Source organism: Burkholderia pyrrocinia (assembly GCF_001028665.1).
In the GTDB taxonomy this organism is placed as follows: Bacteria; Pseudomonadota; Gammaproteobacteria; order Burkholderiales; family Burkholderiaceae; genus Burkholderia; species Burkholderia pyrrocinia.
Window position 1 is genome coordinate 2,182,387 of the sequence record NZ_CP011504.1, and the last position, 21,888, is coordinate 2,204,274.

16 protein-coding genes are annotated in these 21,888 nt (G+C 66.8%); 12 read left to right on the plus strand and 4 right to left on the minus strand.

Annotated features, from left to right (window positions below):
* Positions 1-158 precede the first annotated feature (158 nt).
* From ABD05_RS25975 to ABD05_RS25985, 3 genes are all read left to right on the plus strand, one after another.
* Positions 159-1,748 carry an inorganic phosphate transporter gene (locus tag ABD05_RS25975; protein WP_047902861.1) on the plus strand — a complete coding sequence of 530 codons (1,590 nt, stop codon included), beginning with the start codon at positions 159-161 and terminating at the stop codon, positions 1,746-1,748.
* 81 nt (positions 1,749-1,829) lie between these two features.
* A complete protein-coding gene (locus ABD05_RS25980) occupies positions 1,830-3,584 on the plus strand; it encodes an ABC transporter permease (RefSeq protein ID WP_047902862.1) in 1,755 nt (584 codons plus the stop codon).
* Positions 3,585-3,595: 11 nt separating this feature from the next.
* Positions 3,596-4,942 (plus strand): ABC transporter ATP-binding protein, encoded by a 1,347-nt coding sequence (locus ABD05_RS25985; protein ID WP_047902863.1) that lies wholly within the window; start codon positions 3,596-3,598, stop codon positions 4,940-4,942.
* A 28-nt stretch (positions 4,943-4,970) separates the two neighbouring features.
* Here ABD05_RS25985 and ABD05_RS25990 read toward each other — a convergent pair whose 3' ends face one another.
* Positions 4,971-5,849: a MurR/RpiR family transcriptional regulator gene (locus tag ABD05_RS25990; RefSeq protein ID WP_047902864.1), complete on the minus strand. Its 879-nt coding sequence runs from the start codon at positions 5,847-5,849 to the stop codon at positions 4,971-4,973.
* Positions 5,850-6,209: 360 nt separating this feature from the next.
* On the opposite strand from ABD05_RS25990, the gene ggt reads away from it, so the two are divergent.
* A complete protein-coding gene (gene ggt / locus ABD05_RS25995) occupies positions 6,210-7,961 on the plus strand; it encodes a gamma-glutamyltransferase (protein ID WP_047902865.1) in 1,752 nt (583 codons plus the stop codon).
* Between the two features lie 215 nt (positions 7,962-8,176).
* On the plus strand, positions 8,177-9,505 hold the full coding sequence (locus ABD05_RS26000; RefSeq protein WP_047902866.1) for a dicarboxylate/amino acid:cation symporter: 1,329 nt from the start codon (positions 8,177-8,179) through the stop codon (positions 9,503-9,505).
* A gap of 2 nt (positions 9,506-9,507) precedes the next feature.
* On the opposite strand, the gene ABD05_RS26005 is transcribed toward ABD05_RS26000, so the two are convergent.
* Together ABD05_RS26005 and ABD05_RS26010 are read right to left on the minus strand one after the other, a co-directional pair.
* Positions 9,508-9,897: a DUF3331 domain-containing protein gene (locus ABD05_RS26005; protein WP_047902867.1), complete on the minus strand. Its 390-nt coding sequence runs from the start codon at positions 9,895-9,897 to the stop codon at positions 9,508-9,510.
* 44 nt (positions 9,898-9,941) lie between these two features.
* Positions 9,942-11,234, minus strand: a complete 1,293-nt coding sequence (locus ABD05_RS26010; RefSeq protein ID WP_047902868.1) for an NAD(P)/FAD-dependent oxidoreductase — start codon at positions 11,232-11,234, stop codon at positions 9,942-9,944.
* 148 nt (positions 11,235-11,382) lie between these two features.
* Between ABD05_RS26010 and ABD05_RS26015 the strand changes: the two genes are divergently transcribed.
* On the plus strand, positions 11,383-12,036 hold the full coding sequence (locus ABD05_RS26015; RefSeq protein WP_047902869.1) for a TetR/AcrR family transcriptional regulator: 654 nt from the start codon (positions 11,383-11,385) through the stop codon (positions 12,034-12,036).
* Between the two features lie 102 nt (positions 12,037-12,138).
* On the opposite strand, the gene soxR is transcribed toward ABD05_RS26015, so the two are convergent.
* The gene (gene soxR / locus ABD05_RS26020; RefSeq protein WP_047902870.1) at positions 12,139-12,618 is read right to left on the minus strand and encodes a redox-sensitive transcriptional activator SoxR; all 480 of its coding nucleotides are present in this window, start codon (positions 12,616-12,618) and stop codon (positions 12,139-12,141) included.
* 80 nt (positions 12,619-12,698) lie between these two features.
* Between soxR and ABD05_RS26025 the strand changes: the two genes are divergently transcribed.
* From ABD05_RS26025 to ABD05_RS26050, 6 genes are all read left to right on the plus strand, one after another.
* Positions 12,699-13,925 (plus strand): efflux RND transporter periplasmic adaptor subunit, encoded by a 1,227-nt coding sequence (locus ABD05_RS26025; protein WP_047902871.1) that lies wholly within the window; start codon positions 12,699-12,701, stop codon positions 13,923-13,925.
* A gap of 13 nt (positions 13,926-13,938) precedes the next feature.
* Positions 13,939-17,112 carry an efflux RND transporter permease subunit gene (locus ABD05_RS26030; RefSeq protein ID WP_047902872.1) on the plus strand — a complete coding sequence of 1,058 codons (3,174 nt, stop codon included), beginning with the start codon at positions 13,939-13,941 and terminating at the stop codon, positions 17,110-17,112.
* Positions 17,109-18,632, plus strand: coding sequence for an efflux transporter outer membrane subunit (locus tag ABD05_RS26035; RefSeq protein WP_047902873.1), 1,524 nt, complete (start codon positions 17,109-17,111; stop codon positions 18,630-18,632). Before ABD05_RS26030 ends, ABD05_RS26035 begins: the two co-directional genes overlap by 4 nt.
* Before the next feature lie 180 nt (positions 18,633-18,812).
* Positions 18,813-19,268, plus strand: a complete 456-nt coding sequence (locus tag ABD05_RS26040) for a MarR family winged helix-turn-helix transcriptional regulator (protein ID WP_047902874.1) — start codon at positions 18,813-18,815, stop codon at positions 19,266-19,268.
* A gap of 189 nt (positions 19,269-19,457) precedes the next feature.
* A complete protein-coding gene (locus tag ABD05_RS26045; RefSeq protein WP_047902875.1) occupies positions 19,458-20,105 on the plus strand; it encodes a glutathione S-transferase family protein in 648 nt (215 codons plus the stop codon).
* A gap of 203 nt (positions 20,106-20,308) precedes the next feature.
* Positions 20,309-21,826, plus strand: coding sequence for a purine-cytosine permease family protein (locus tag ABD05_RS26050; protein ID WP_238594126.1), 1,518 nt, complete (start codon positions 20,309-20,311; stop codon positions 21,824-21,826).
* Positions 21,827-21,888: the final 62 nt, after the last annotated feature.

The window sequence follows — 21,888 nt, forward strand, 5'->3', positions numbered from 1 at the left end:
CGCCATGTTCGAATTCGGGCGCCGGTGCCCGCGGCCCGCACGGTGGCCGTCCGGATGCCGGAAGATGACTTGTTAATGTCCTGTAATCGATACGTCATATTTGCGTCATGGCCGCCCGATAGCCTGCGACACCGAGTCACCTCTCCGGAGCCCCCTTCATGCCGAATCTCGCGGCAACGGAAACCAGCGGCGCGGCCAGCCAGCGCACCCGCACCCTCAGCTTCGCGCTGTTTTTTCTGATCATTGCCTGCGGCATCGTCTATATCGCGATTCACCTGAGTGCCGACCTCAGTCCGGTCAGGGAAAGTTCGGTCCTGCCGTTCGTGCTGCTCGTCGTCGCGCTGCTGATCGCGCTCGGCTTCGAATTCGTGAACGGCTTTCACGACACCGCGAACGCGGTCGCGACCGTCATCTACACGCATTCGCTCGACCCGCACCTGGCCGTCGTCTGGTCCGGCCTCTGGAACCTGTTCGGCGTGCTCGTGTCGAGCGGCGCCGTCGCATTCGGCATCGTGCAGTTGCTGCCCGTCGAGCTGATCCTGCAGGTCGGCAGCGGCGCCGGTTTCGCGATGGTGTTCGCGCTGCTGATCGCGGCCGTCGCGTGGAACCTCGCGACCTGGTATTTCGGGCTGCCGTCGTCGAGCTCGCACACGCTCGTCGGCTCGATCATCGGCGTCGGCCTGATGAACCAGATCGTCAGCGGCCCGTCGGGCACGAGCGGCGTCGACTGGAACCAGGCGCTCGGCGTCGGCAAGGCGCTGCTGCTGTCGCCGCTGATCGGCTTCGTGCTGTCCGCACTCGTGTTGCTGCTGCTGAAGGCGCTGGTGCGCGTGCCGGCGCTGTACCAGGAGCCGAAGGGCAACAAGCCGCCGCCGTTCTGGATCCGCCTGCTGCTGATCCTCACCTGCACGGGCGTGTCGTTCGCGCACGGCTCGAACGACGGGCAGAAGGGCATGGGGCTGATCATGCTGATCCTGATCGGCGTGATGCCCACCGCCTACGCGCTGAACAAGGCCGTGACGCCCGACCAGACGAGCACGTTCGTCGCGGTCGCGCGCCACGCGTCGACGACGCTCGTCAAGTACGCGGGCCCGGCCGTGCAGTCCGCCGACCCGCGCGCCGACGTCGAGGCATACGTGCGCACGCACAAGCTGACGCCTGCGACGATTCCCGCGCTGGGCAAGCTGACCGACACGATCGCCGACCAGGTCGCGCAGGCCGGCGGCATTTCGAGCGTGCCGCAGAACCTCGTCGACAACGTGCGCAACAACATGTACGTCGCGTCCGAGGCGATCCGCCTGATGGAAAAGGCGAAGGCGCCAGCGTTCTCGGTCGAGGATGCGAGCGCGCTCGATGCGTTCAAGAAGCAGATGGACCGCGCGACGAAATTCATCCCGACGTGGGTGAAGGTCGCGGTCGCGATCGCACTCGGCCTCGGCACGATGGTCGGCTGGAAGCGGATCGTCGTGACGGTCGGCGAGAAGATCGGCAAGTCGCATCTCACGTACGGGCAGGGCGCGTCGGCCGAGGCCGTCGCGATGCTGACGATCGGGATGGCCGACGCATACGGGCTGCCGGTATCGACGACGCACGTGCTCGCATCGGGCGTGGCGGGCACGATGACCGCGAGCGGCGCGGGCCTGCGCTGGGACACGGTGCGCAACCTCGTGCTCGCGTGGGTGCTGACGCTGCCCGCGTCGATCGCGCTGTCGGCCACCCTGTACTGGGCGCTGCACGGGCTGTTCTGACCGGCGCTGGCGGGTGCGCTGCCCGGCCGCGCGGCATGCGGCCGGTCCCATCGATTTTCAATTCAACACAAGACGCTACCGATGGATATCAGGTTCTTCGATCCGAATCGCACCGCGAACGCCTCGGCGTGGCGCGTGCTCCCCAACCGCTGGGATGCCATCGCGTTTCCGCTGATCATCTGCCTGCTGGCGATGGCGATCGTCGGCTTCCATCAGACGATGGCGCCGATCGGCGTGCTGCAGACGCAGAAGATCACGCTCGATCCGTCGAACCTGCCCGAATACGCATTGCGCACCACGCTGCGGATGCTCGCGGCGATGGTCGCGTCGCTCGTGTTCACGCTCGTCTACGGCACGCTCGCGGCCAAGAGCCGCCGCGCGGGCATGGTGCTGATCCCGATCCTCGACATCCTGCAGTCGGTGCCGGTGCTCGGCTACATCTCGTTTACGGTCACGTTCTTTCTCGCGCTGTTCCCGGGCCGCGTGCTCGGCGCGGAGTTCGCGGCGATCTTCGCGATCTTCACGAGCCAGGCGTGGAACATGACGTTCAGCTTCTACCAGTCGCTGCGCACGGTGCCGCGCGACCTGAGCGAAGTGTCGCGCGGCTTTCACCTGACGCCGTGGCAGCGCTTCTGGAAGCTCGAGGTGCCGTTCTCGATGCCAGGGCTGATCTGGAACATGATGATGTCGATGTCGGGCGGCTGGTTCTTCGTCGTCGCGTCGGAGGCGATCACCGTCGGCAACCAGACCATCACGCTGCCGGGGGTCGGCGCATATCTCGCGCAAGCCATCTCGGACAAGAACATCGGCGCGATCGGCTGGGTGATCGTTGCGATGTCGGTCGTGATCCTGGCCTATGACCAGTTCCTGTTCCGCCCGCTCGTCGCGTGGGCCGACAAGTTCCGGATGGAGAACACCGCGTCGGGCGATGCGCCGCAATCCTGGCTGCTCGACATGATGCGCCGCACGCACCTGATCCATCAGTTGCTCGTGCCGGCCGGCTGGCTGCTGTCGCAGGCCGCGCGGATTCCGCTGCGCGTGCCGTCGCTGAAGGGCACGCGCTCGCGCGACGCATCGGCGCGTGCCTCGTCGCGCATCGGCGACATCGTGTGGGGCGCGTTCGTGATCCTGCTGACGGTGTACGTCGTCTGGCGCGTCGTCAGCTTCGTCGCGACGGGCGTGACGATGGCCGAGGTCGGCCACGTGCTCGTGCTCGGGCTCATCACGCTGCTGCGCGTGTTGGTGCTGATCGCGATCGCGTCGGTGATCTGGGTGCCGCTCGGCGTGCTGATCGGGCTGCGCCCCGCGCTGGCCGAGAAGATCCAGCCGCTCGCGCAGTTTCTCGCCGCGTTCCCGGCGAACCTGCTGTTCCCGGTGTTCGTGATCGTGATTGTCCACTTCCACCTGAATGCGGACATCTGGCTGTCGCCGCTGATCGTGCTCGGCACGCAGTGGTACATCCTGTTCAACGTGATCGCCGGTGCGATGTCCTATCCGAACGACTACAAGGAAGCGACGAAGAATTTCCGCATCCGCGGCTGGCAGTGGTGGCGGCAGGCGATCCTGCCCGGCATCTTCCCGTACTACGTGACGGGCGCGATCACCGCGTCGGGCGGCGCGTGGAACGCGAGCATCGTGTCCGAGTTCGTGCAGTGGGGCGACACGAAGGTCGTCGCGCACGGCCTCGGCGCGTACATCGCGCAGATGACCGCCGCCGGCGATTTCCCGAAGATCATCCTGGGCATCGCGGTGATGTCCCTGTTCGTTACCTTGTTCAACCGTCTGCTGTGGCGTCCGATGTACGCCTATGCGGAATCCCGGCTCCGTCTCGATTGAGAGTAAGCGCGATGCAAAATTCGACCGTTATCAACGCCCCTGTCAAGCCATCCCAGCCGCTGCAGCCGCCGCGCCTCGGCGAAGAAATCCTGCGCGTCGAGCATGTGAATCGCGGCTTCAACAAGTCGCAGGGCGAACTGCTCGTGCTCGACGACGCGAACCTGTCGCTGCGCGAAGGCGAGATCGTCGGGCTGCTCGGCCGTTCCGGCTCGGGCAAGTCGACGCTGCTGCGAATCATCGCCGGCCTGATCGAACCGACCGGCGGTGAAGTGACCTACCTCGGCCAGCCGCTGCGCGGCCCGGCCGAGGGTGTCGCGATGGTGTTCCAGACGTTCGCGCTGTTCCCGTGGCTCACCGTGCTGCAGAACGTGGAGGCCGGCCTCGAAGCGCTCGGCGTCGGCGCGCGTGAGCGGCGCGAGCGTGCACTCGCCGCGATCGACCTGATCGGTCTCGACGGTTTCGAGAACGCGTATCCGCGCGAGCTGTCGGGCGGCATGCGCCAGCGCGTGGGCTTTGCGCGCGCGCTCGTCGTCGATCCGACGATCCTGCTGATGGACGAGCCGTTCTCGGCGCTCGACGTGCTGACGGCAGAGACGCTGCGTACCGACCTGCTCGACCTGTGGACGCAAGGGCGGATGCCGATCAAGTCGGTGCTGATCGTCACGCACAACATCGAGGAAGCCGTGTTCATGTGCGACCGGATCCTCGTGCTGTCGTCGAACCCGGGCCGCGTGATCGCCGAGATCAAGGTGCCGTTCAAGCACCCGCGCAACCGGCTCGACACCGATTTCCGCAAGCTCGTCGACGACATCTACGCGAAGATGACCGCGCGCCAGACCAACGAGGCGACGAAGAAGGGGCTCGAGCTCGGCAGCTGGATGCCGCGCGTGTCGACCAACCTGATGGCCGGCCTGATCGAAACGCTCGCGATGGCGCCGTACCATGGCCGCGCCGACATGCCGGAGATCGCGCGCACGCTGCATCTGGAAGTCGACGAGCTGTTCCCGATCGCGGAAGTGCTGCAGTACCTCGGCTTTGCGGACGTGCGGGAAGGCGACGTGTTCCTCACGCCGCCCGCGCGCGTGTTCGCGGAATTCGGCACGCAGGAGCGCAAGCTGATGTTCGCGGATCACCTGCTGAAGCACGTGCCGCTCGCCGCACGGATCAGGAAGGTGCTGAACGAGCGTCCCGGCCATCGTGCGCCGCGCGTGCGCTTCGAGCAGGAACTCGAGGATTTCCTGTCGGACGAAGCGGCCGAGGAAACGCTCGACGCGGTGATCGACTGGGGGCGTTACGGCGAAGTGTTTTCGTATAACGACAAGACCGAGGTGTTCAGTCTCGAGGATGTCGAGAGCTGATGCCTGCGCCCCGAATGGCGAGCGATCGTCATTCTGGCAAATCGCGCTGGTTGGCGTCCAGCTCGATCCCCCCGGTATTGAGATGCTCGATCTTCTCCATCCGCTGCCGCGCCAGTTCCGGCAGCCGGTTCGTCACACCGATCACGAGCGCTTCCGTGAGCGCCAGCGCCGGCACATTGGTCTGCAGCATCGCGAACGGGCGCCCCTGGATCCGCAGCACGATCTCCGCGAACTGGCCGATCGGCGACATCCATTCGTCGGTGATCAGCAGGATCCGCGTGCCGAGCCGGTGCGCGGCCTGCGCGAAGCGGATGCTGTCCTTCTGGTAGCGGCGAAAGTCGAAGATGACGAGCACGTCGTCACGCCCCATGTCGGTCAGTGCGACCGACGCGAGATTCACGTTCGGTTCGACGTACTGGACGTGCGGGCGCGCATAGGCCAGCGTGAACGAAAACAGCGACGCGAGCGGCGCCGTGTAGCGCCCGCCGCCGCAGAAGATGCGGATGTCGGTATCGGCCAGCAGCGCCACGGCAGCGTCGAACGCGGCCGCGTCGAGCCCTTCGATTGTGGTCGCGAGCGACTCGGACAGCCGCTGGAAAATCGCCGAATGGCTGTCGCGCATGCCCGTTTCCGAATGGAACGCATCCATTCGCGCGAGCGGCGAATTCATCGCGGTGTCGATCTCGTCGTACAGCGCCTGCTGGAACGACGAGTAGTTCGGAAAGCCGATCCGGACGACAAAGCGGAACACGGTCGGGTCGCTGACTTCAGCCTGCTTGGCGACGCTCGCGATCGGCCCGAGGCCGAGGCTCGGATAGCGATCCAGCAACGCATGCGCAACCTTCTGTTCCGACGGCGTGAAGCTATCCATCTGGGATAACAGCAACGCCCTGATGCTCGTCCCCATCGGGCACTCCAGCTCTCTTATCTGAATGACAAACGGCAGACGTGCGTCTGCCGGGACCCCACGCATGTTAGCCGATCGACGTGCAGTGGGCCGCGGATGCTCCGAAATTAGAGGGACGCATCACCCGGCCAGGTTGTCCTTCATTCAATGTAATGAAACGAACATTTCCCGGAAAGCGTTTCCGCGCACATTCCCTTTAAATTCAGTACTAACCCTAGGTTTTGGCGCAAAAAGACGAGTGCTATGATCGCGGCCTCGCCGGAATGTACGGTTTATTACATGTCGGATTGGCAGCGTCGACCCGCGATGATGCGGCGGCGCATCCCGGCCTGGCCCGGTCATTTGTCTGGAGGATTCCGCATGAGGCGGCTCGTCGTACTCACCCTGTTGTCGGCATTGAGCGTGTGCGCGTTCGCCGCTTCGGACCCCGCGGTTGAAGCGAAGAACGGCATGGTCGTGTCGTCGCAGCACTTCGCGTCGCAGATCGGCGTCGACATCCTGAAGGAAGGCGGCAACGCGGTGGACGCGGCGGTGGCGGTCGGTTACGCGCAGGCGGTGACCAATCCGTGCTGCGGCAACATAGGCGGCGGCGGTTTCATGACCGTGCACCTGGCCGACGGCCGCGACCGCTTCATCAATTTCCGCGAGACCGCGCCGGCCGCGGCGACGGCGAACATGTATCTCGACGCATCGGGCAACGTGCGTCCGGGCGAAAGCCTGTACGGCTATCGCGCCGTCGGCGTGCCGGGCACGGTCGCCGGCCTCGATCTCGCGCAGCGCAAATACGGGAAGCTGACGCGCAAGCAGGTGATGGCGCCGGCGATCCGGCTCGCGCGCGACGGCTTCGTGCTGACGCGCGGCGATACGGACATCCTCGACACGACGATCGAGCGCTTCAAGAAGGACCCGGACGCGGCGCGCATCTTCCTGCGGCCGGACGGCACGCCGCTGCAGCCGGGTGACCGCCTGGTGCAGAAGGACCTGGCCCGCACACTCGAGCGGATCGCGGAGCAGGGGCCCGACGCGTTCTATCACGGCGAGATTCCGAAGATCGTCGAGGCCGCGTCGAAGCAGGCGGGCGGCCTGATCACGGCGGCCGATTTCGCGTCCTACCGCGCGCAGGACATGGCGCCGCTGACGTGCACGTATCGCGGCTACGAGTTCGTGTCGGCGCCGCCGCCGAGCTCGGGCGGCGTGACGATGTGCGAGACGCTGAACATCCTCGAAGGGTATGACCTGCGCAAGCTCGGTTATCACTCCGCGGCGTCGGTCCACTACATGACCGAAGCGATGCGGCACGCGTACGAGGATCGCAACACGCTGCTCGGCGATCCGAACTTCATCGACAACCCGATCGCGAAGCTGACGAGCAAGGAGTATGCGGCGCAGATCCGCAAGAGCATCCATGCCGATACGGCGACGCCGTCGGTCGACGTGCAGCCCGGTGTCGGCATTCACGAGAAGCCGGAAACGACGCATTACTCGATCATCGACCATGACGGCAATGCGGTGTCGACGACCTATACGGTCAACGGTCGCTTCGGCGCCGTGGTCATCGCGCCGGGCACGGGCTTCTTCCTGAATGACGAGATGGACGACTTCACCACGAAGGTCGGCGCGCAGAACCTGTTCGGCCTGGTGCAGGGCACGCGCAACTCGATCGCGCCGGGCAAGCGTCCGCTGTCGTCGATGGCGCCGACCATCGTGAAGAAGGACGGCAAGGTGTTCATGGTGGTCGGCTCGCCGGGCGGGTCACGCATCATCACGATCACGCTGCAGACCGTGCTGAACGTGATCGATTACGGGATGACGCCGCAGGATGCGGTCACCGCGCCGCGCATCCACCACCAGTGGCTGCCCGACGAGGTCTACTACGAAACCTACGGCCTGTCGCCCGACACGCTCGCGATCCTGCGCAACATGGGCTACAAGATGGTCGAGCAGACGCCGTGGGGTGCAGCCGAACTGATCATGGTCGGCCTGCCGGGTACCGAAGCGGCGAGCCGCCAGAGTTCCGGGAACGACTCGTCCGTGTCCGGCAGCGTGCGTGTCGGCTTCATCTACGGCTACAACGATCCGCGCCGTCCGGCCGGATCGGCGATCGGCTACTGACCCGATCGCATCATGCCGGACCGCTGCCGCCCGCGTTCGCGTTCCCGCGAAGGTCGTGATGGCGGCGGCGCGTCCGTTCGCGAACATCCGCAAGTCCGATCGGTGCCCGTGCGTGGCACACCGCGCACGACCGGCCCGTCATGCGCGCGCCCTGGCACGACACCGGACGCGCGCCTTTCATCCGTCAACCCCTTCACCGTGCGACGAATTCCGTTATGAACAAACGAATGTCTGCGGCAGGCTGGATCCTGCTCGCGATGGCGGCCGGCATCTTCATCGGCTACATGATCTTCACGCAGCTTCCGGACAAGCAGTCGGCCGCGGAAATCGCCGGCTACATCTCGCTCGTGTCCGATGTGTTCCTGCGGCTGATCAAGATGGTGATCGGCCCGCTGGTGTTCTCGACGCTCGTCGTCGGCATTGCGCACATGGGCGATGCGTCGTCCGTGGGGCGCGTGTTCGTGAAGGCGCTCGGCTGGTTCGTCACCGCGTCGCTGATCTCGCTGCTGCTCGGGCTGCTGATGGCGAACCTGCTGCGGCCCGGCGAGAACCTCGGCCTGCCGCTGCCGGACATCGGCGCGTCCGCGCATCTCGCGACGGCCAAGTTCACGCTGAAGGATTTCGTCGGTCACATGGTGCCGAAGTCGTTCGCCGAGGCGATGGCGAACAACGAGATCCTGCAGATCGTCGTGTTCTCGATGTTCTTCGGCGTCGCGCTGTCGGCGCTCGGCGAGCGCGGCAAGATCCTCGTCGCCGCGATCGACCAGTTGTCGCACGTGATGCTCAAGATCACCGGCTACGTGATGAAGCTCGCGCCGCTCGCGGTGATGGCCGCGATGGCGTCGACGGTGGCGATCAACGGGCTGTCGATCCTGCTGAAGTTCGCGGTATTCATGGGCGACTTCTACGTGAGCCTGGTGCTGCTGTGGGCCACGCTCGTCGCCGCCGGGCTGCTGTTCCTCGGCCGCCGCGTGTTCAAGCTGCTGGTGCTGATCAAGGAAGCGTTCATGCTGTCGTTCGCGACCGCGAGCTCCGAGGCCGCGTATCCGAAGATCCTCGACGCGCTCGACCGTTTCGGCGTGCGGCGCAAGATCGCGAGCTTCGTGATGCCGATGGGCTATTCGTTCAACCTCGACGGCTCGATGATGTACTGCACGTTCGCGTCGCTGTTCATCGCGCAGGCCTACAACATCCACCTGTCGCTCGGCACGCAGGTCACGATGCTGCTGATCCTGATGCTGACGTCGAAGGGGATGGCCGGCGTGCCGCGCGCATCGCTCGTCGTGATCGCGGCGACGCTGCACCAGTTCAACATCCCGGAAGCCGGGCTGCTGCTGATTCTCGGCGTCGACACGTTCCTCGACATGGGCCGCTCGGCCACGAACGCGGTGGGCAACTCGATCGCCAGCGCGGTGGTCGCGAAGTGGGAAGGCGAGCTGATGTCGGAAGCCGAGGCGGACGCGCATGCCGCGCATCTCGATGCCGAACTGGAACGGCAGAACAACGATCCGGCCTACGGCGCCGGTCAGGCCACGTCGACCTGACGTCAGGCAGCCAGCGCGTCGTCGATGCACGCCGCCAGCACCATCGCGGCGGCGTTGCCCGGCGTCGAGCCGAGCAATTGCGGCGCATAGACGCTGTCGCCGATCCCGATCGGCCGCCCCGACAGCGCGCAGGTGCCGCGCTTGCGCGTCGTGAACAGCCGCCATTTCTGGTAGCCGTAGTGCCCGGTGCATGCGTCGCACCACGAAATCATCACGGTGTCGGCCGTGGGCCGCTCGAGCACGCTGATGCTCGGCTTGCTCGTCGCGTCCCACGACGGCAGCCGGTCGCGCGTGACGCTGCGCCGCCGCGGCACGCCCCACGATACGGACGGCATGTCGAAGCTGCCGATCGCGGCGACGGTCATGAGCCAGCGCGCTGCACTGTTGTTCATGTCGATTTTCCTCGAAACATTACGCGACGCCGCGACGTGCGGCATCACGACAGGCGGATGCGCGGCTGCACGCAGCCGTTGATCCGTTCGGCGATCCACAGCAGGGTCGCCTTGGAGAAACCGTGCAGCGCCTGCTGGTGCCGCCGGTAGAGCATCAGGTGGCTGAACTGCGCGAAGCGCCCCTGGATGAAGCCGCCGCGAAAGAACCCGAACTGCCCGAGCGTGCCGAACGCGTCGTAGTCGCTGATCGACACGAGCGCGCCGAAATCGTGGAACGCGAACGGCGGAATCGGCTTGCCGTCGAGCCACGCGGGCAGGTGCTTCGCGAGATGCTCGGCCTGCTGCGTCGCGACCTGCGCGGTCGGCGGCAGCGGCCGCTCATGGCCGTCGGGCAACAGGCTCGCGCAATCGCCGATCGCGAACACGTGCTCGTCGTCCGTGGCCTGCAGCGTCGGCCCGACGACGATCTGGTTCGCGCGGTTCGTGTCGAGCCCGCCCAGCGCCTGCATGAAATCGGGCGCTTTCACGCCGGCCGCCCAGACCATCAGGTCTGCTTCGGCGTACGAACCGTCGCCGTAGTGGAAGCCGGTCGCGTCGGCCGACGTGACGCGCGTCGACGTCAGCACGTGAAAACCGATCTGTTCGAGCCGCCGCTGCGCTGACGCGGAAATCCTAGGCGGAAATGCAGCGAGGATGCGCGGGCCGCTTTCGAGCAGCGTGAGCTGCAGCCGCTCGCGCACCGTCGCGTCGCCATACGCCTGCGCCACTTCCAGTAACCGGCTCAATTCCGCCGCGAGTTCCACGCCCGTCGCGCCCGCGCCGACGATCGCAACGCGAAACGGCTCGTCGCGCGCGATGCTGCGGAACACGCGCATCCGCAACGCTTCGTTGAAGGTTTCGGCCTGCTGCTGGCTGTCGATGAAGTAGCAGTGCTCGCGTACGCCCGGTACGCCGAAATCGTTGGCCTGGCTGCCGAGCGCGACGATCAGCACGTCGTAGTCGAGTTCGCGGGCCTCGATCACCACATCGCCTTCCTGCGAGCGGATCTCGCCGAGCTGCACGCGGCGGCGCGCACGATCAAGCCCTTTCAGTTCGCCGGGCTGGTACGTGTAGCCGTGGTCGCGTGCATGGGCGAGGAAGATCACCTGTTGCTGCTGGACGTCGCGCGTGCCGGCCGCGATCGTGTGCAGCATCGGCTTCCAGATGTGGGTGGGACTGCGGTCGACGACGGTGACCTGCGCACGCCCGGACCGGCCGAGGCGCTCGCCGAGGCGGGTCGCGAGCTGCAGTCCGGCGATCCCGCCACCGACGATGACGATGCGTGTAGGGGTTGTCATGGATAAATCATCACGTGATGAATAATGTATGATCCTAGCGCTTCCCGGCTTCGCGTGTCAACGGAGCGGGGCAGGCAGTCCGGTTCCGGCGACGTGAAACCGGGGCCCGAACACGGGCATTCGAACCATTCAAGGGGAGCAGGAAAACGTGGCTGAAGTCACTGAGCGCGCGCCGTCGAAGCGGCGTACGCGCGGGCGGCCGCTGGCGGATGCGTCCGTCGGTCCGGACGTGATATTGCGGGCCGCGCGCCGCACGTTCGCAAAGCGTGGCTACGACGCGACGAGCGTGCGCGAAGTCGCGCGCGAGCTGGGCGTCGACGCGGCACTGATCGCCCATCATTTCGGGACGAAGGAAACGTTGTGGCTGGCCGTCGTCGAGCAGATCGTCGAACTCGCCGAGCCGATGTTCGACGCGCTGCGTGCGTTGCGCACGTCGTCACTGCCGCATCGCGACCGTGTGCGGCGCGCACTCGAGCTGTGCGTCGACCACGAGTTCGACGAGCCCGACATGGGCATGTTCTTCTCGACGGCGGCGACCGAAGTGGGCGGGCGGCTCGACCGGCTGCAGGAGCGGATCGTGCGGCCGTATCACGACGTGATGTTCCCGCTGCTGTCGGACGCCGTGCAGGCCGGCGCGATTCGCGCGGTCGATCCGAACGTGCTGTTCTTCATGTTCGCGAGCGCGATCGGCACGACGGTGTCGTACAGCCACATGATGCTGGAGTTCACTTCGCTGCCGACGCAGCGGGACGCGTTCCGGCAGGCCGTGCTCGACGTCGCGCTCAACCTCCTCGGCGACTGAGTTCCGCGCGCGTCGTTCGTCACGGGTGTGACGATCGCGGTGTACGGCGGCTGCCGCGTCGGGTGATGCAATCCGCGCCGATGGCGGGCGCGGAGTCGCACCTCATTCGAGATCGGTAGGCGGCTTGTCGCCGAGCCAACGCCGCGCGCCGGGCCCGTTGCGGCCCGCGCGGTCCTCCGGGTTGGTCAGCTTGCAGCGCTTCAGCGACAGGCAACCGCAGCCGATGCACTCGTCGAGGTTGATGTAGAGCCGCTGCAGTTCCTCGATCCGGCTCGCGACGCGCTGCTTCCAGCCGCGCGACAGCCGCTGCCAGTCCTTGTTGCTCGGCGCGGCGTCCTCGGGCAGGCTGACGAGCTGCTCGGCGATCTCGTCGAGCGAATAGCCGATCTTCTGCGCGAAGACGATGAACGCGATCAGCCGCAGCACCGCGCGCGAATAGTGGCGGTGGCTCGAGCCGTTGCGGTGCGACTTGATGAGCCCGCGCGTCTCGTAGAACCGCAGTGTCGACGCCGGCACGCCGCTGCGCGCGGCCACTTCGCGGATCGACATCAGCGGCCATTTCGGTTCTTCCGGGGTACCCATGACGTTCTCCGGGAAAAGCTTGACTTGAAGTTAACTTCAACTTTTATGCTACGCGGCAGTTTAACCCGTCGCGAGGCATCATGTTTTCCTTATCCCTACGCAGGACGTCGCCTTTGGGCGCCGCCTGCGCACTGCTGCTGGCGTTGTCGGGCTGTCACGACGGCAAAGGCGCAGCGTCAGCCCATCCCCTTCCCGAAGTCGGCGTGGCAACCGTCGCGCCGCGCACGGTCCGCCTTGCCGACGAATTCAACGGACGCGTCGAAGCGGTCGACGCGGTCGAATTGCGGCCGCGCGTGAGCGGCTATCTGCAGCGCGTCGCGTACAAGGAGGGCGACCTCGTCGCGCAGGGCACGCTGTTGTTCGAGATCGACCCGCGCCCGTACCGGATCGCGCTCGACCGCGCGAATGCGCAGCAGCAGCGGGCCCGCGCGGCTGCGAGCCTCGCGAATGTGCAGCTCAAGCGCGTGCAGACGCTGATCGATGCGCATGCGACGTCGCAGGAAGAGCTCGACAACGCCCGAGCCACCGCCGAGCAGGCGCGTGCGGACCTGCAGGCGGCCGACGCGGCCGTTGCCGACGCAAAGCTCAACCTCGGCTTCACCGGAGTGCGCGCACCGATCGCGGGCCGCGTCGGCCGTGCGGTCGCGACCGTCGGCAATCTCGCGCGCGCGGACGACACGCTGCTGACGACCGTCGTGTCGCAGGATCCTGTCTACGTGTATTTCGACTGCGACGAGCAGAGCTACCTGCGCTACAACGCGCGTCGCGCCGATCCGAAGCATCGTGCGATCGGCGCCGATCCGGTGCGCGTGGGCCTCGCGAACGAGACGGGCTTCCCGCATGCAGGCACCGTCGATTTCCTCGACAACCGGCTCGACCCGCAAACCGGCACGATCCGCGCGCGTGTGCGGCTGGCGAACGCGGACCACACGTTCACGCCGGGGCTGTATGCACGCGTGCAGCTCGTCAGCGGCCGCGACCAGGATGCGCTGCTCGTCGACGACAAGGCTGTGCTCACCGACCAGGACCGCAAGTACGTGTACGTGATCGGCCCCGGCGACAAGGCGCTGCGGCGCGACGTGACGATCGGCCGTGAACTCCAGGGCGAGCGGATCGTCGAGAAGGGGCTGCTGGCGGGCGATCGCGTGGTGGTCGACGGCGTGCAGCGGATCTACTATCCGGGCGCGCAGGTGAAGCCGAAGGCGTTGCCCGTACGTGCCGACGCCGGTGCCGGCAACGGCAATGGCAGCGGCATGGGCGGCGGCACGCAGGCGGTGGCCGATGCCGGCGCGCCGGCCGCGCAATGACGGGAGACATGTGATGGATTTCTCCCGATTCTTCATCGACCGGCCGATCTTCGCGGTCGTACTGTCGATCGTCATCTTTGCGATCGGCCTGATCTCGATTCCGATGCTGCCGGCCGGCGAATATCCGGAAGTCGTGCCGCCGAGCGTCGTCGTGCGTGCGACGTACCCGGGCGCGAACCCGAAGGAAATCGCCGAATCGGTCGCCGAACCGCTGGAAGAGGCGATCAACGGCGTCGAAGGCATCATGTACATGAAGTCGGTCGCCGGGTCGGACGGCAGCCTGCAGGTCGTCGTCACGTTCCTGCAGGGCGTCGATCCCGACACGGCGGCCGTGCGCGTGCAGAACCGCGTGAGCCAGGCGCTGTCGCGCCTGCCCGACGAGGTGCGCCAGTACGGCGTGACCACGCAGAAGCAGTCGCCGACACCGCTGATGTACGTGAGCCTCTACTCGCCGGACAACAGCCGCGATTCGCTGTATCTGCGCAACTACCTGACGCTGAACGTGAAGGACGAGTTGTCGCGGCTCACCGGCATCGGCGACGTCGGCGTGTACGGCTCGGGCGACTACGCGATGCGGCTGTGGCTCGACCCGAACCGGCTCGCGTCGCGCGGGCTGACCGCGAGCGACGTGATCGCGGCCGTGCGCGAGCAGAACGTGCAGGTGTCGGCCGGCCAGCTCGGCGCGGAGCCGTCGCCGAAGGCGAACGACTTCCTCGTGTCGATCAACGTGCGCGGCCGCCTGCGCACGGTGCAGGAATTCAGCGACATCGTGCTGCGCAACGGCGACGACGGCCAGGTCGTGAAGCTGTCCGACGTCGCGCGCATCGAGCTCGGCGCGGGCGACTACACGCTGCGTTCGTATTTCAACGACAGGCATTCGGCCGTGGTCGGCATCTTCCTGTCGCCGGGCGCGAACGCGCTCGACGTCGCGAAGGCCGTGTATGCGAAGCTCGACGAACTGTCGAAGCGGTTCCCGCCCGGCGTCGCATATCGCCCCGTGTGGGACCCGACCGTATTCGTGCGCGAATCGATCCGCGCGGTGCAGCACACGCTGATCGAGGCCGTCGTGCTGGTCGTGCTCGTCGTGATCCTGTTCCTGCAGACCTGGCGCGCGTCGATCATTCCGCTCGTCGCGGTGCCGGTATCGGTGGTCGGCACGTTCGCGTTTCTCCATCTGCTCGGCTACTCGATCAACACGCTGACGCTGTTCGGGCTCGTGCTCGCGATCGGGATCGTCGTCGACGACGCGATCGTCGTCGTCGAGAACGTCGAGCGCAACATCGCGCAGGGGCTGAGCCCGCGCGATGCCGCGCACCAGGCGATGCGCGAGGTGTCGGGGCCGATCGTCGCGATCGCACTGGTGCTGTGCGCGGTGTTCGTGCCGATGGCGTTCATGTCGGGCGTCACGGGCCAGTTCTACAGGCAGTTCGCGGTGACGATCGCGATCTCGACGGTGATCTCCGCGATCAACTCGCTGACGCTGTCGCCCGCGCTCGCCGCGAAGCTGCTGCGCCCGCACGGCGCGCCGAAGGATGCGCTTACGCGCGCGCTCGACCGCGCGTTCGGCTGGCTGTTCCATCCGTTCAACCGTTTCTTCGAACGCAGCTCCGACCGTTATCACGGGGTCGTCGCGCGCACGCTGAAGCGGCGCGGCGCGGTGTTCGCGGTCTATGCGGCGCTGCTCGCGGCGACCGCGCTGCTGTTCAACGCGGTGCCGGGCGGCTTCATCCCCGTGCAGGACAAGCTGTACCTGTTCGCGGGCGCGAAGCTGCCGGAAGGCGCGTCGCTTTCGCGCACCAGCGCGGTGACCGAGCAGATGACGAAGATCGCGCTCGGCACCGACGGCGTCGAGATGGTGCCGGCGTTTGCGGGGCTGAATGCGCTGCAGGGCGTGAACACGCCGAACATCACGAACTCGTACGTGATCCTGAAGCCGTTCGACCAGCGTCACCGCAGCGCCGCGCAGATCAACGCGGACCTGAACGCGCGCTTCGCGGCCATCGGCGGCGGCATCACCTATGCGCTGATGCCGCCGCCGATCCAGGGCCTCGGCAACGGCTCGGGCTACTCGCTGTACCTGGAGGATCGCGGCGGGCTCGGCTACGGCGCATTGCAGAATGCGCTCACCGCGTTCCAGGCGGCGGTCGCGAAGACGCCGGGGATGAGCTACCCCGTCAGCTCGTACCAGGCGAACATCCCGCAGCTCGAGGTGAAGGTCGACCGGCTGAAGGCGAAGGCGCAGGGCGTCGCGCTGACCGACCTGTTCAACACGCTGCAGGTCTATCTCGGCTCGATGTACGTGAACGACTTCAACGTGTTCGGCCGCGTGTACCGCGTGATGGCGCAGGCCGATGCCGGTCACCGGCAGACGGCCGCGGACATCGCGAACCTGCGCACGCGCAACGCGAAGGGCGAGATGGTGCCGATCGGCTCGATGGTGACGGTGGGGCCCGCGTACGGGCCCGACCCGGTCGTCCGCTACAACGGCTATCCGGCCGCCGACCTGATCGGCGACGCCGATCCGAAAGCGATGTCGTCGTCGCAGGCGATTGCGAAGCTCCAGCAGATCGCGAAGGAGGTGCTGCCGCCCGGCATCACGCTCGAATGGACCGACCTCAGCTACCAGCAGGTCACGCAGAGCAACGCGGCGCTCGTCGTGTTCCCGCTCGCGGTGATGCTCGTGTTCCTCGTGCTTGCATCGCTGTACGAAAGCTGGACGTTGCCGCTCGCGGTGATCCTGATCGTGCCGGTTTGCATGTGCGCGGCGCTGTTCGGCGTGTGGCTGTCGGGTGGCGACAACAACGTGTTCGTGCAGGTCGGTCTCGTCGTGCTGATGGGGCTCGCGTGCAAGAACGCGATCCTGATCGTCGAGTTCGCGCGCGAGCTCGAAATCCAGGGCAAGGGCATGATCGAGGCGGCGCTTGAGGCATGCAAGCTGCGGCTGCGCCCGATCGTGATGACGTCGGTCGCGTTTATCGCCGGTTCGGTGCCGTTGCTGATCGGCGGCGGCGCGGGCAGCGAAGTGCGCGCGGCCACCGGCGTCACCGTGTTCGCGGGGATGCTGGGCGTCACGCTGTTCGGGCTGTTCCTGACACCCGTGTTCTATGTCGCGATCCGCAAGCTCGCGGGCGGTACGCCGGCCGTCTGGAGCGAACAGCACGGCACCCTTGAAGGAGAAAACCGATGAGCGCCGCTTTCCGTCTTTCCGCGCTCGCGATGTCGGTGACGCTGGCCGCGTGCGCGGTCGGCCCCGATTTCAAAAGGCCTGACACGGCCACTGCCGCGCGGTTCGCGCGCGACGCGTCGCCGGCCACGCAGCGCGATGCATTGCCGTCCGATACACCGTCCGATACACCGCCCGACGCGTCGGCCGATGCCGATGCCGCGTTCTGGCGCGGCTTCGGCGATCCGGCGCTGACGCGGCTGATCGACACGGCGCTCGCGGCGAACCAGGACCTGCAGGTCGCCGTGTCGCGCTACGACGCGTCGAACGCGCTGCTGTCGCAGGCGACGTTCGACCGCTATCCGACGATCACCGCGAGCGGCCAGATCGGTCATCAGCTGATGAGCAAGGACCAGGCGTTCGGCGCGCCGCGCAGCCAGCGCGATACGGCGATCTCCAGCATCGGGATCAATGCCGCGTGGGAGCTCGACCTGTTCGGCCGGGTGCGCCGCTCGATCGAGTCGCAGCGCGCGGAAACGGCCGCGAGCGCCGCGGACGTGCGCGCGGTGCGCGTCGCGATCGCCGGCGAGGTCGCGAGCACGTACGTCGATCTGCGCGGCTCGCAGGAGCGGTTGCGGATTGCGCGCGACAACGCCGACAACCAGAAGCAGACGCTCGCGCTGATCAATGCGCGCGTCGGTGCGGGGCGCGGCTCCGAACTCGATGCGGCGCGTGCGCGGGCGCAGTACGAATCGACGACGTCGCGGATTGCCGTGTACGAAGCCGCGATTGGCGTCGACGAACACCGGCTCGCGGTGCTGACCGGGCAGACGCCGGATGTGCTGATCGGCCGGTTCGATCTCCCGAAGGCAGTCGCGTCGGCGGGCACGCCCGTGCCGCTGCCGGCGCTTGCCGCCGATCTCGATCCCGGCACGCCGGGCGACCTGCTGCGCCGGCGTCCCGATGTCGCGGCCGCCGAGGCGCGGCTGCATGCGGCGACCGCACGTGTCGGCGTCGCGACGGCCGACCTGTTTCCGCGCTTCACGCTGTCGGGGTTGCTCGGCAGCGCGACGAGCAGCTACGGGTTCTTTCGCGCGGGCAGCGACACGAACCTGATCGCGCTCGGCATCGACTGGTCGTTCCTCGACGTCGGCCGCGTGCGCGCACGGATCGCCGCGAGCGACGCGGAAGCGGCCGGCCAGCTCGCGCAGTATCGGCAGACCGTGCTCGGTGCGCTGGAGGAAACGGAGAACGCGCTGCTGCGTGTTGCGCGTACGCGTGACGAGACGACCCATCTCGTGCGTGCGGCGGACGACAGCGCGCGTGCCGCGCAGCTCGCGCAGACGCGCTTCTCGGCGGGCGCGATCGACTACTACGAAGTGCTCGACGCGCAACGGACGCTGCTGCAGGCGCAGGATGCGGCGGCCGACGCGCGAACGCGCAGCGCGGCATCGACGGTCGCGCTGTACAAGGCGCTCGCGGGCGGCTGGCCGTCGGGAACGGCGCAGCATGCGCAAGGCCCGCTCGCGCAGTCGGGGCAGTAGCACGGGCACGGTGGTGCGGCAGGCCGAAGCGGATGTGCCTGCCGCGCGCCGTCGTCGACGACCGCGCGGATCTGCCCGCCGATGGGTGTGCATGCGACTGCAATTGCAACGACGTGGAGGGAAATCGTATCGAGGTAAAATTTAATTGCAACTGCAATTAAACGAAAGGAACGACCTGACATGAGCGCACCCGAACCCGATCTGTGGTTCTCGTTCGTCCGCGCGCACCGGACGATGATTCGCGAGATCGAACGCCGCCTCGCGGATGCCGGCCTGCCCGCGTATGCGTGGTACGACGCGTTGTGGGGGCTCGAAAGCGGGCCCGACGGCACGCGCCGGATGCACGAACTGGCCGACGTGCTCGCGATCGAGCGCTACAACCTCACGCGGCTCGTCGACCGGCTCGAGCAGGAGGGGCTCGTCACGCGTGCCCGTTCGGCCGACGACGGCCGCGCCGCTTTTGCGAGCATTACCGACAAGGGGCGGGCGCTGCGCAAGAAGATGTGGAAGGTGTACCAGTCGACGGTCGCGGAACTCTTTCTCGGCCAGTTCTCCGGCAAGGATCAGGCGGCGTTGACCGCTGCGCTCGATCGGGTGACCGCCGCGGCGCGCGAAGCGGCGGCCGACGCCAGGTAGCGGCGGCCGGCACGCACGTCGGTCGCGCACCTGCCGACGCATCGCCTGCGCTGCTCGGCCCGCCCGGATCGCGCAATCTGCATATCCCTCCTTCGAGTATTGGCATGTTGCCGAAGCCATCGGTCCCGGCATAGGATTGCAATTGCAACGATTGCAGTTGCAACGCTAACCGAATGACAAGGACCCGACATGACCTCGACGCACTCCCTCACGTTCTATACGGCCGACACGCCGAACGGCCAAAAGATCGCGATCTATCTGGAAGAGGCGGGGCTCGCGCACGACCTCGTGCACGTGAACCTGTCCGCCGGCGAGCAGCGCAGCCCGGCGTTTCTCGCGATCAACCCGAACGGCAAGATTCCGGCCATCGTCGACCACGACACCGGGCTGGCCGTGTTCGAATCCGGCGCGATCCTCGGCTATCTCGCCGCGAAGACGGGCTGCCTGCATCCCGAAACGCTGGCCGAGCGCACTGCTGTCCAGCAATGGCTGCATTTCCAGATCGGCGGGATCGGGCCGATGCTCGGCCAGCTCTGGTGGTTCCTGCATGCATCGAAGACGGTCAATGCGGAAGCGATCGACCGCTATCGGAACGAAGCACGGCGTCTCTATGGGGTCGTAAACGGCCGATTGTCGGAATCGGCGTATCTCGCATCGTCGCGATACTCGATCGCCGATATCGCCGCGTTTCCGTGGCTGCGCTCGGCAGACGAGCTCGATCTCGATGTTGCCGACTACCCGCACGTCGAGCGCTGGCTCGCCGACATCGCCGCGCGGCCGGCCGTTCAGCGAGGCCTGGCCGCATGCCTCGCGCCGGCCGCAGCGCCGGCGCACTGACGATGCATCGCCCGTGCCGCACGGGCGGCGCGGGAGCCGGCCGCTCGCCCGCCGGGAAACATTGTTCTCCTTCGTCGTAAACGTCTCGAATGCGTGATATTTGCGCCGCTCGATCCGGTTTAGAGTGGCCGTGAATCGAAGACGATGTGTCGTATGGCCGCAGCCCCGGGGCCGTACAGATGCACCAGAGGAGTTGGAGACAAATGGGTGAAGGCAGGATTACGCAGGTCGAGTCGTTCGGTTTCGAGCGCATTCCCGATGCATCGCGCTATGCGCGGCCGATCGATCTGTTCCGGTTGCTGTTCGGCGGCTGCAATACATTTTCCACATCGGTGCTCGGCAGCTTTCCCGTGCTGGTCGGGCTGTCGTTCAAGGCGGGCGTCGCCGCGATCGTGCTCGGCGTGCTGGCCGGCACCTGCATCCTCGCGCCGATGAGCCTGTTCGGCCCGCGCAACGGCACGAGCGACCCCGTGTCGTCCGGCGCGCATTTCGGCATCCACGGCCGGATCGTCGGCTCGTTCCTGGCGCTGCTCACGTCGATCGCGTTTTTCTCGCTCGCGGTGTGGAGCTCGGGCGACGCGCTCGTCGGCGGCGCGCACGACATGGTCGGCGTGCCCGTCAACGGCTTCACGCTCGGCGCGGCGTACATGGTGTTCGCGGTGCTCGTGCTGATCGTCTGCATCTACGGCTTCCGCTTCATGCTGTGGGTCAACAAGATCGCCGTGTGGGCGGCGAGCGTGCTGTTCGTCGCGGGCCTGTTCGCGTTCGCCGGCCTGTTCGACATGAACTACGCCGGCACGCTGCAGCAGGGCAGCGCAGGTTTCTGGGCCGCGTTCGTCGGCGCGGTGCTGGTTGCGCTGAGCAACCCGGTGTCGTTCGCATCGACGCTCGGCGACTGGGCGCGCTACATCCCGCAGCACACGCCGAAGCATCGCGTGATGGGCGCCGTATTCGCCGCGCAGATCGCGACCTTCGTACCGTTCTTCTTCGGCCTAGCGACCGCGACGATCATCGCGTCGAAGGCGCCCGCGTTCATCGCGTCGAACGACTACGTCGGCGGGCTGCTCGCGATCTCGCCGCGCTGGTTCCTGCTGCCGATGTGCCTGATCGCGATCATCGGCGGGATGTCGACCGGCACGACCGCGCTGTACGGCACGGGGCTCGACGTATCGAGCATGTTCCCGCGCTTCCTGAACCGCGTGCGTGCGACGCTGCTGATCGGCACGATCGCGATCGCGTTCATTTTCGTCGGCCGTTTCTGGTTCAACCTCGTCGAAAGCGTCGCGACGTTCTCGACGCTGATCGACACGTTCAGCTGCCCGTGGATGGCGATCATGGTGATCGGCTACGTGACGCGCCGCGGCTACTATCTCGGCGACGACCTGCAGGTGTTCAACCGCGGGCTGCGCGGCGGCCACTACTGGTTCACGCATGGCTGGAACGTGCGCGCGATGGGCGCATGGCTGCCGGCCGCGTTCGTCGGGCTGTCGTTCGTGAACCTGCCGGGCCAGTTCGTCGGGCCGCTCGGCAACCTCGCGGGCGGGCTCGACCTGAGCGTGCCGCTGTCGCTGGCGGTCGGCGGGGTGCTGTACTTCGTGCTGCTGACGCTGTATCCGGAACCGGACGGCGTGTACGGTCCGCATGGGCGCCGTTTCGTGCGCGGCGGCAAGCACGCGGCGCGCGGCGTCGGCGCACCGGCGATCCAGCCGAAGGGATACTGAGTCAGAGGCGCGTTGCGCCGGGCTTCGGCACGATAACGCCGCCGTGCGGGCATAACCGCCGG

Excerpts from the sequence above, each read along its gene's own strand:
- ABD05_RS25975 (WP_047902861.1), top strand. The coding sequence starts at position 159 with ATGCCGAATCTCGCGGCAACGGAAACCAGCGGCGCGGCCAGCCAGCGC.
- ABD05_RS25980 (WP_047902862.1), top strand. The coding sequence starts at position 1,830 with ATGGATATCAGGTTCTTCGATCCGAATCGCACCGCGAACGCCTCGGCG.
- ABD05_RS25985 (WP_047902863.1), top strand. The coding sequence starts at position 3,596 with ATGCAAAATTCGACCGTTATCAACGCCCCTGTCAAGCCATCCCAGCCG.
- ABD05_RS25990 (WP_047902864.1), bottom strand. The coding sequence starts at position 5,849 with ATGGGGACGAGCATCAGGGCGTTGCTGTTATCCCAGATGGATAGCTTC.
- ggt (WP_047902865.1), top strand. The coding sequence starts at position 6,210 with ATGAGGCGGCTCGTCGTACTCACCCTGTTGTCGGCATTGAGCGTGTGC.
- ABD05_RS26000 (WP_047902866.1), top strand. The coding sequence starts at position 8,177 with ATGAACAAACGAATGTCTGCGGCAGGCTGGATCCTGCTCGCGATGGCG.
- ABD05_RS26005 (WP_047902867.1), bottom strand. The coding sequence starts at position 9,897 with ATGAACAACAGTGCAGCGCGCTGGCTCATGACCGTCGCCGCGATCGGC.
- ABD05_RS26010 (WP_047902868.1), bottom strand. The coding sequence starts at position 11,234 with ATGACAACCCCTACACGCATCGTCATCGTCGGTGGCGGGATCGCCGGA.
- soxR (WP_047902870.1), bottom strand. The coding sequence starts at position 12,618 with ATGGGTACCCCGGAAGAACCGAAATGGCCGCTGATGTCGATCCGCGAA.
- ABD05_RS26025 (WP_047902871.1), top strand. The coding sequence starts at position 12,699 with ATGTTTTCCTTATCCCTACGCAGGACGTCGCCTTTGGGCGCCGCCTGC.
- ABD05_RS26030 (WP_047902872.1), top strand. The coding sequence starts at position 13,939 with ATGGATTTCTCCCGATTCTTCATCGACCGGCCGATCTTCGCGGTCGTA.
- ABD05_RS26035 (WP_047902873.1), top strand. The coding sequence starts at position 17,109 with ATGAGCGCCGCTTTCCGTCTTTCCGCGCTCGCGATGTCGGTGACGCTG.
- ABD05_RS26040 (WP_047902874.1), top strand. The coding sequence starts at position 18,813 with ATGAGCGCACCCGAACCCGATCTGTGGTTCTCGTTCGTCCGCGCGCAC.
- ABD05_RS26045 (WP_047902875.1), top strand. The coding sequence starts at position 19,458 with ATGACCTCGACGCACTCCCTCACGTTCTATACGGCCGACACGCCGAAC.
- ABD05_RS26050 (WP_238594126.1), top strand. The coding sequence starts at position 20,309 with ATGGGTGAAGGCAGGATTACGCAGGTCGAGTCGTTCGGTTTCGAGCGC.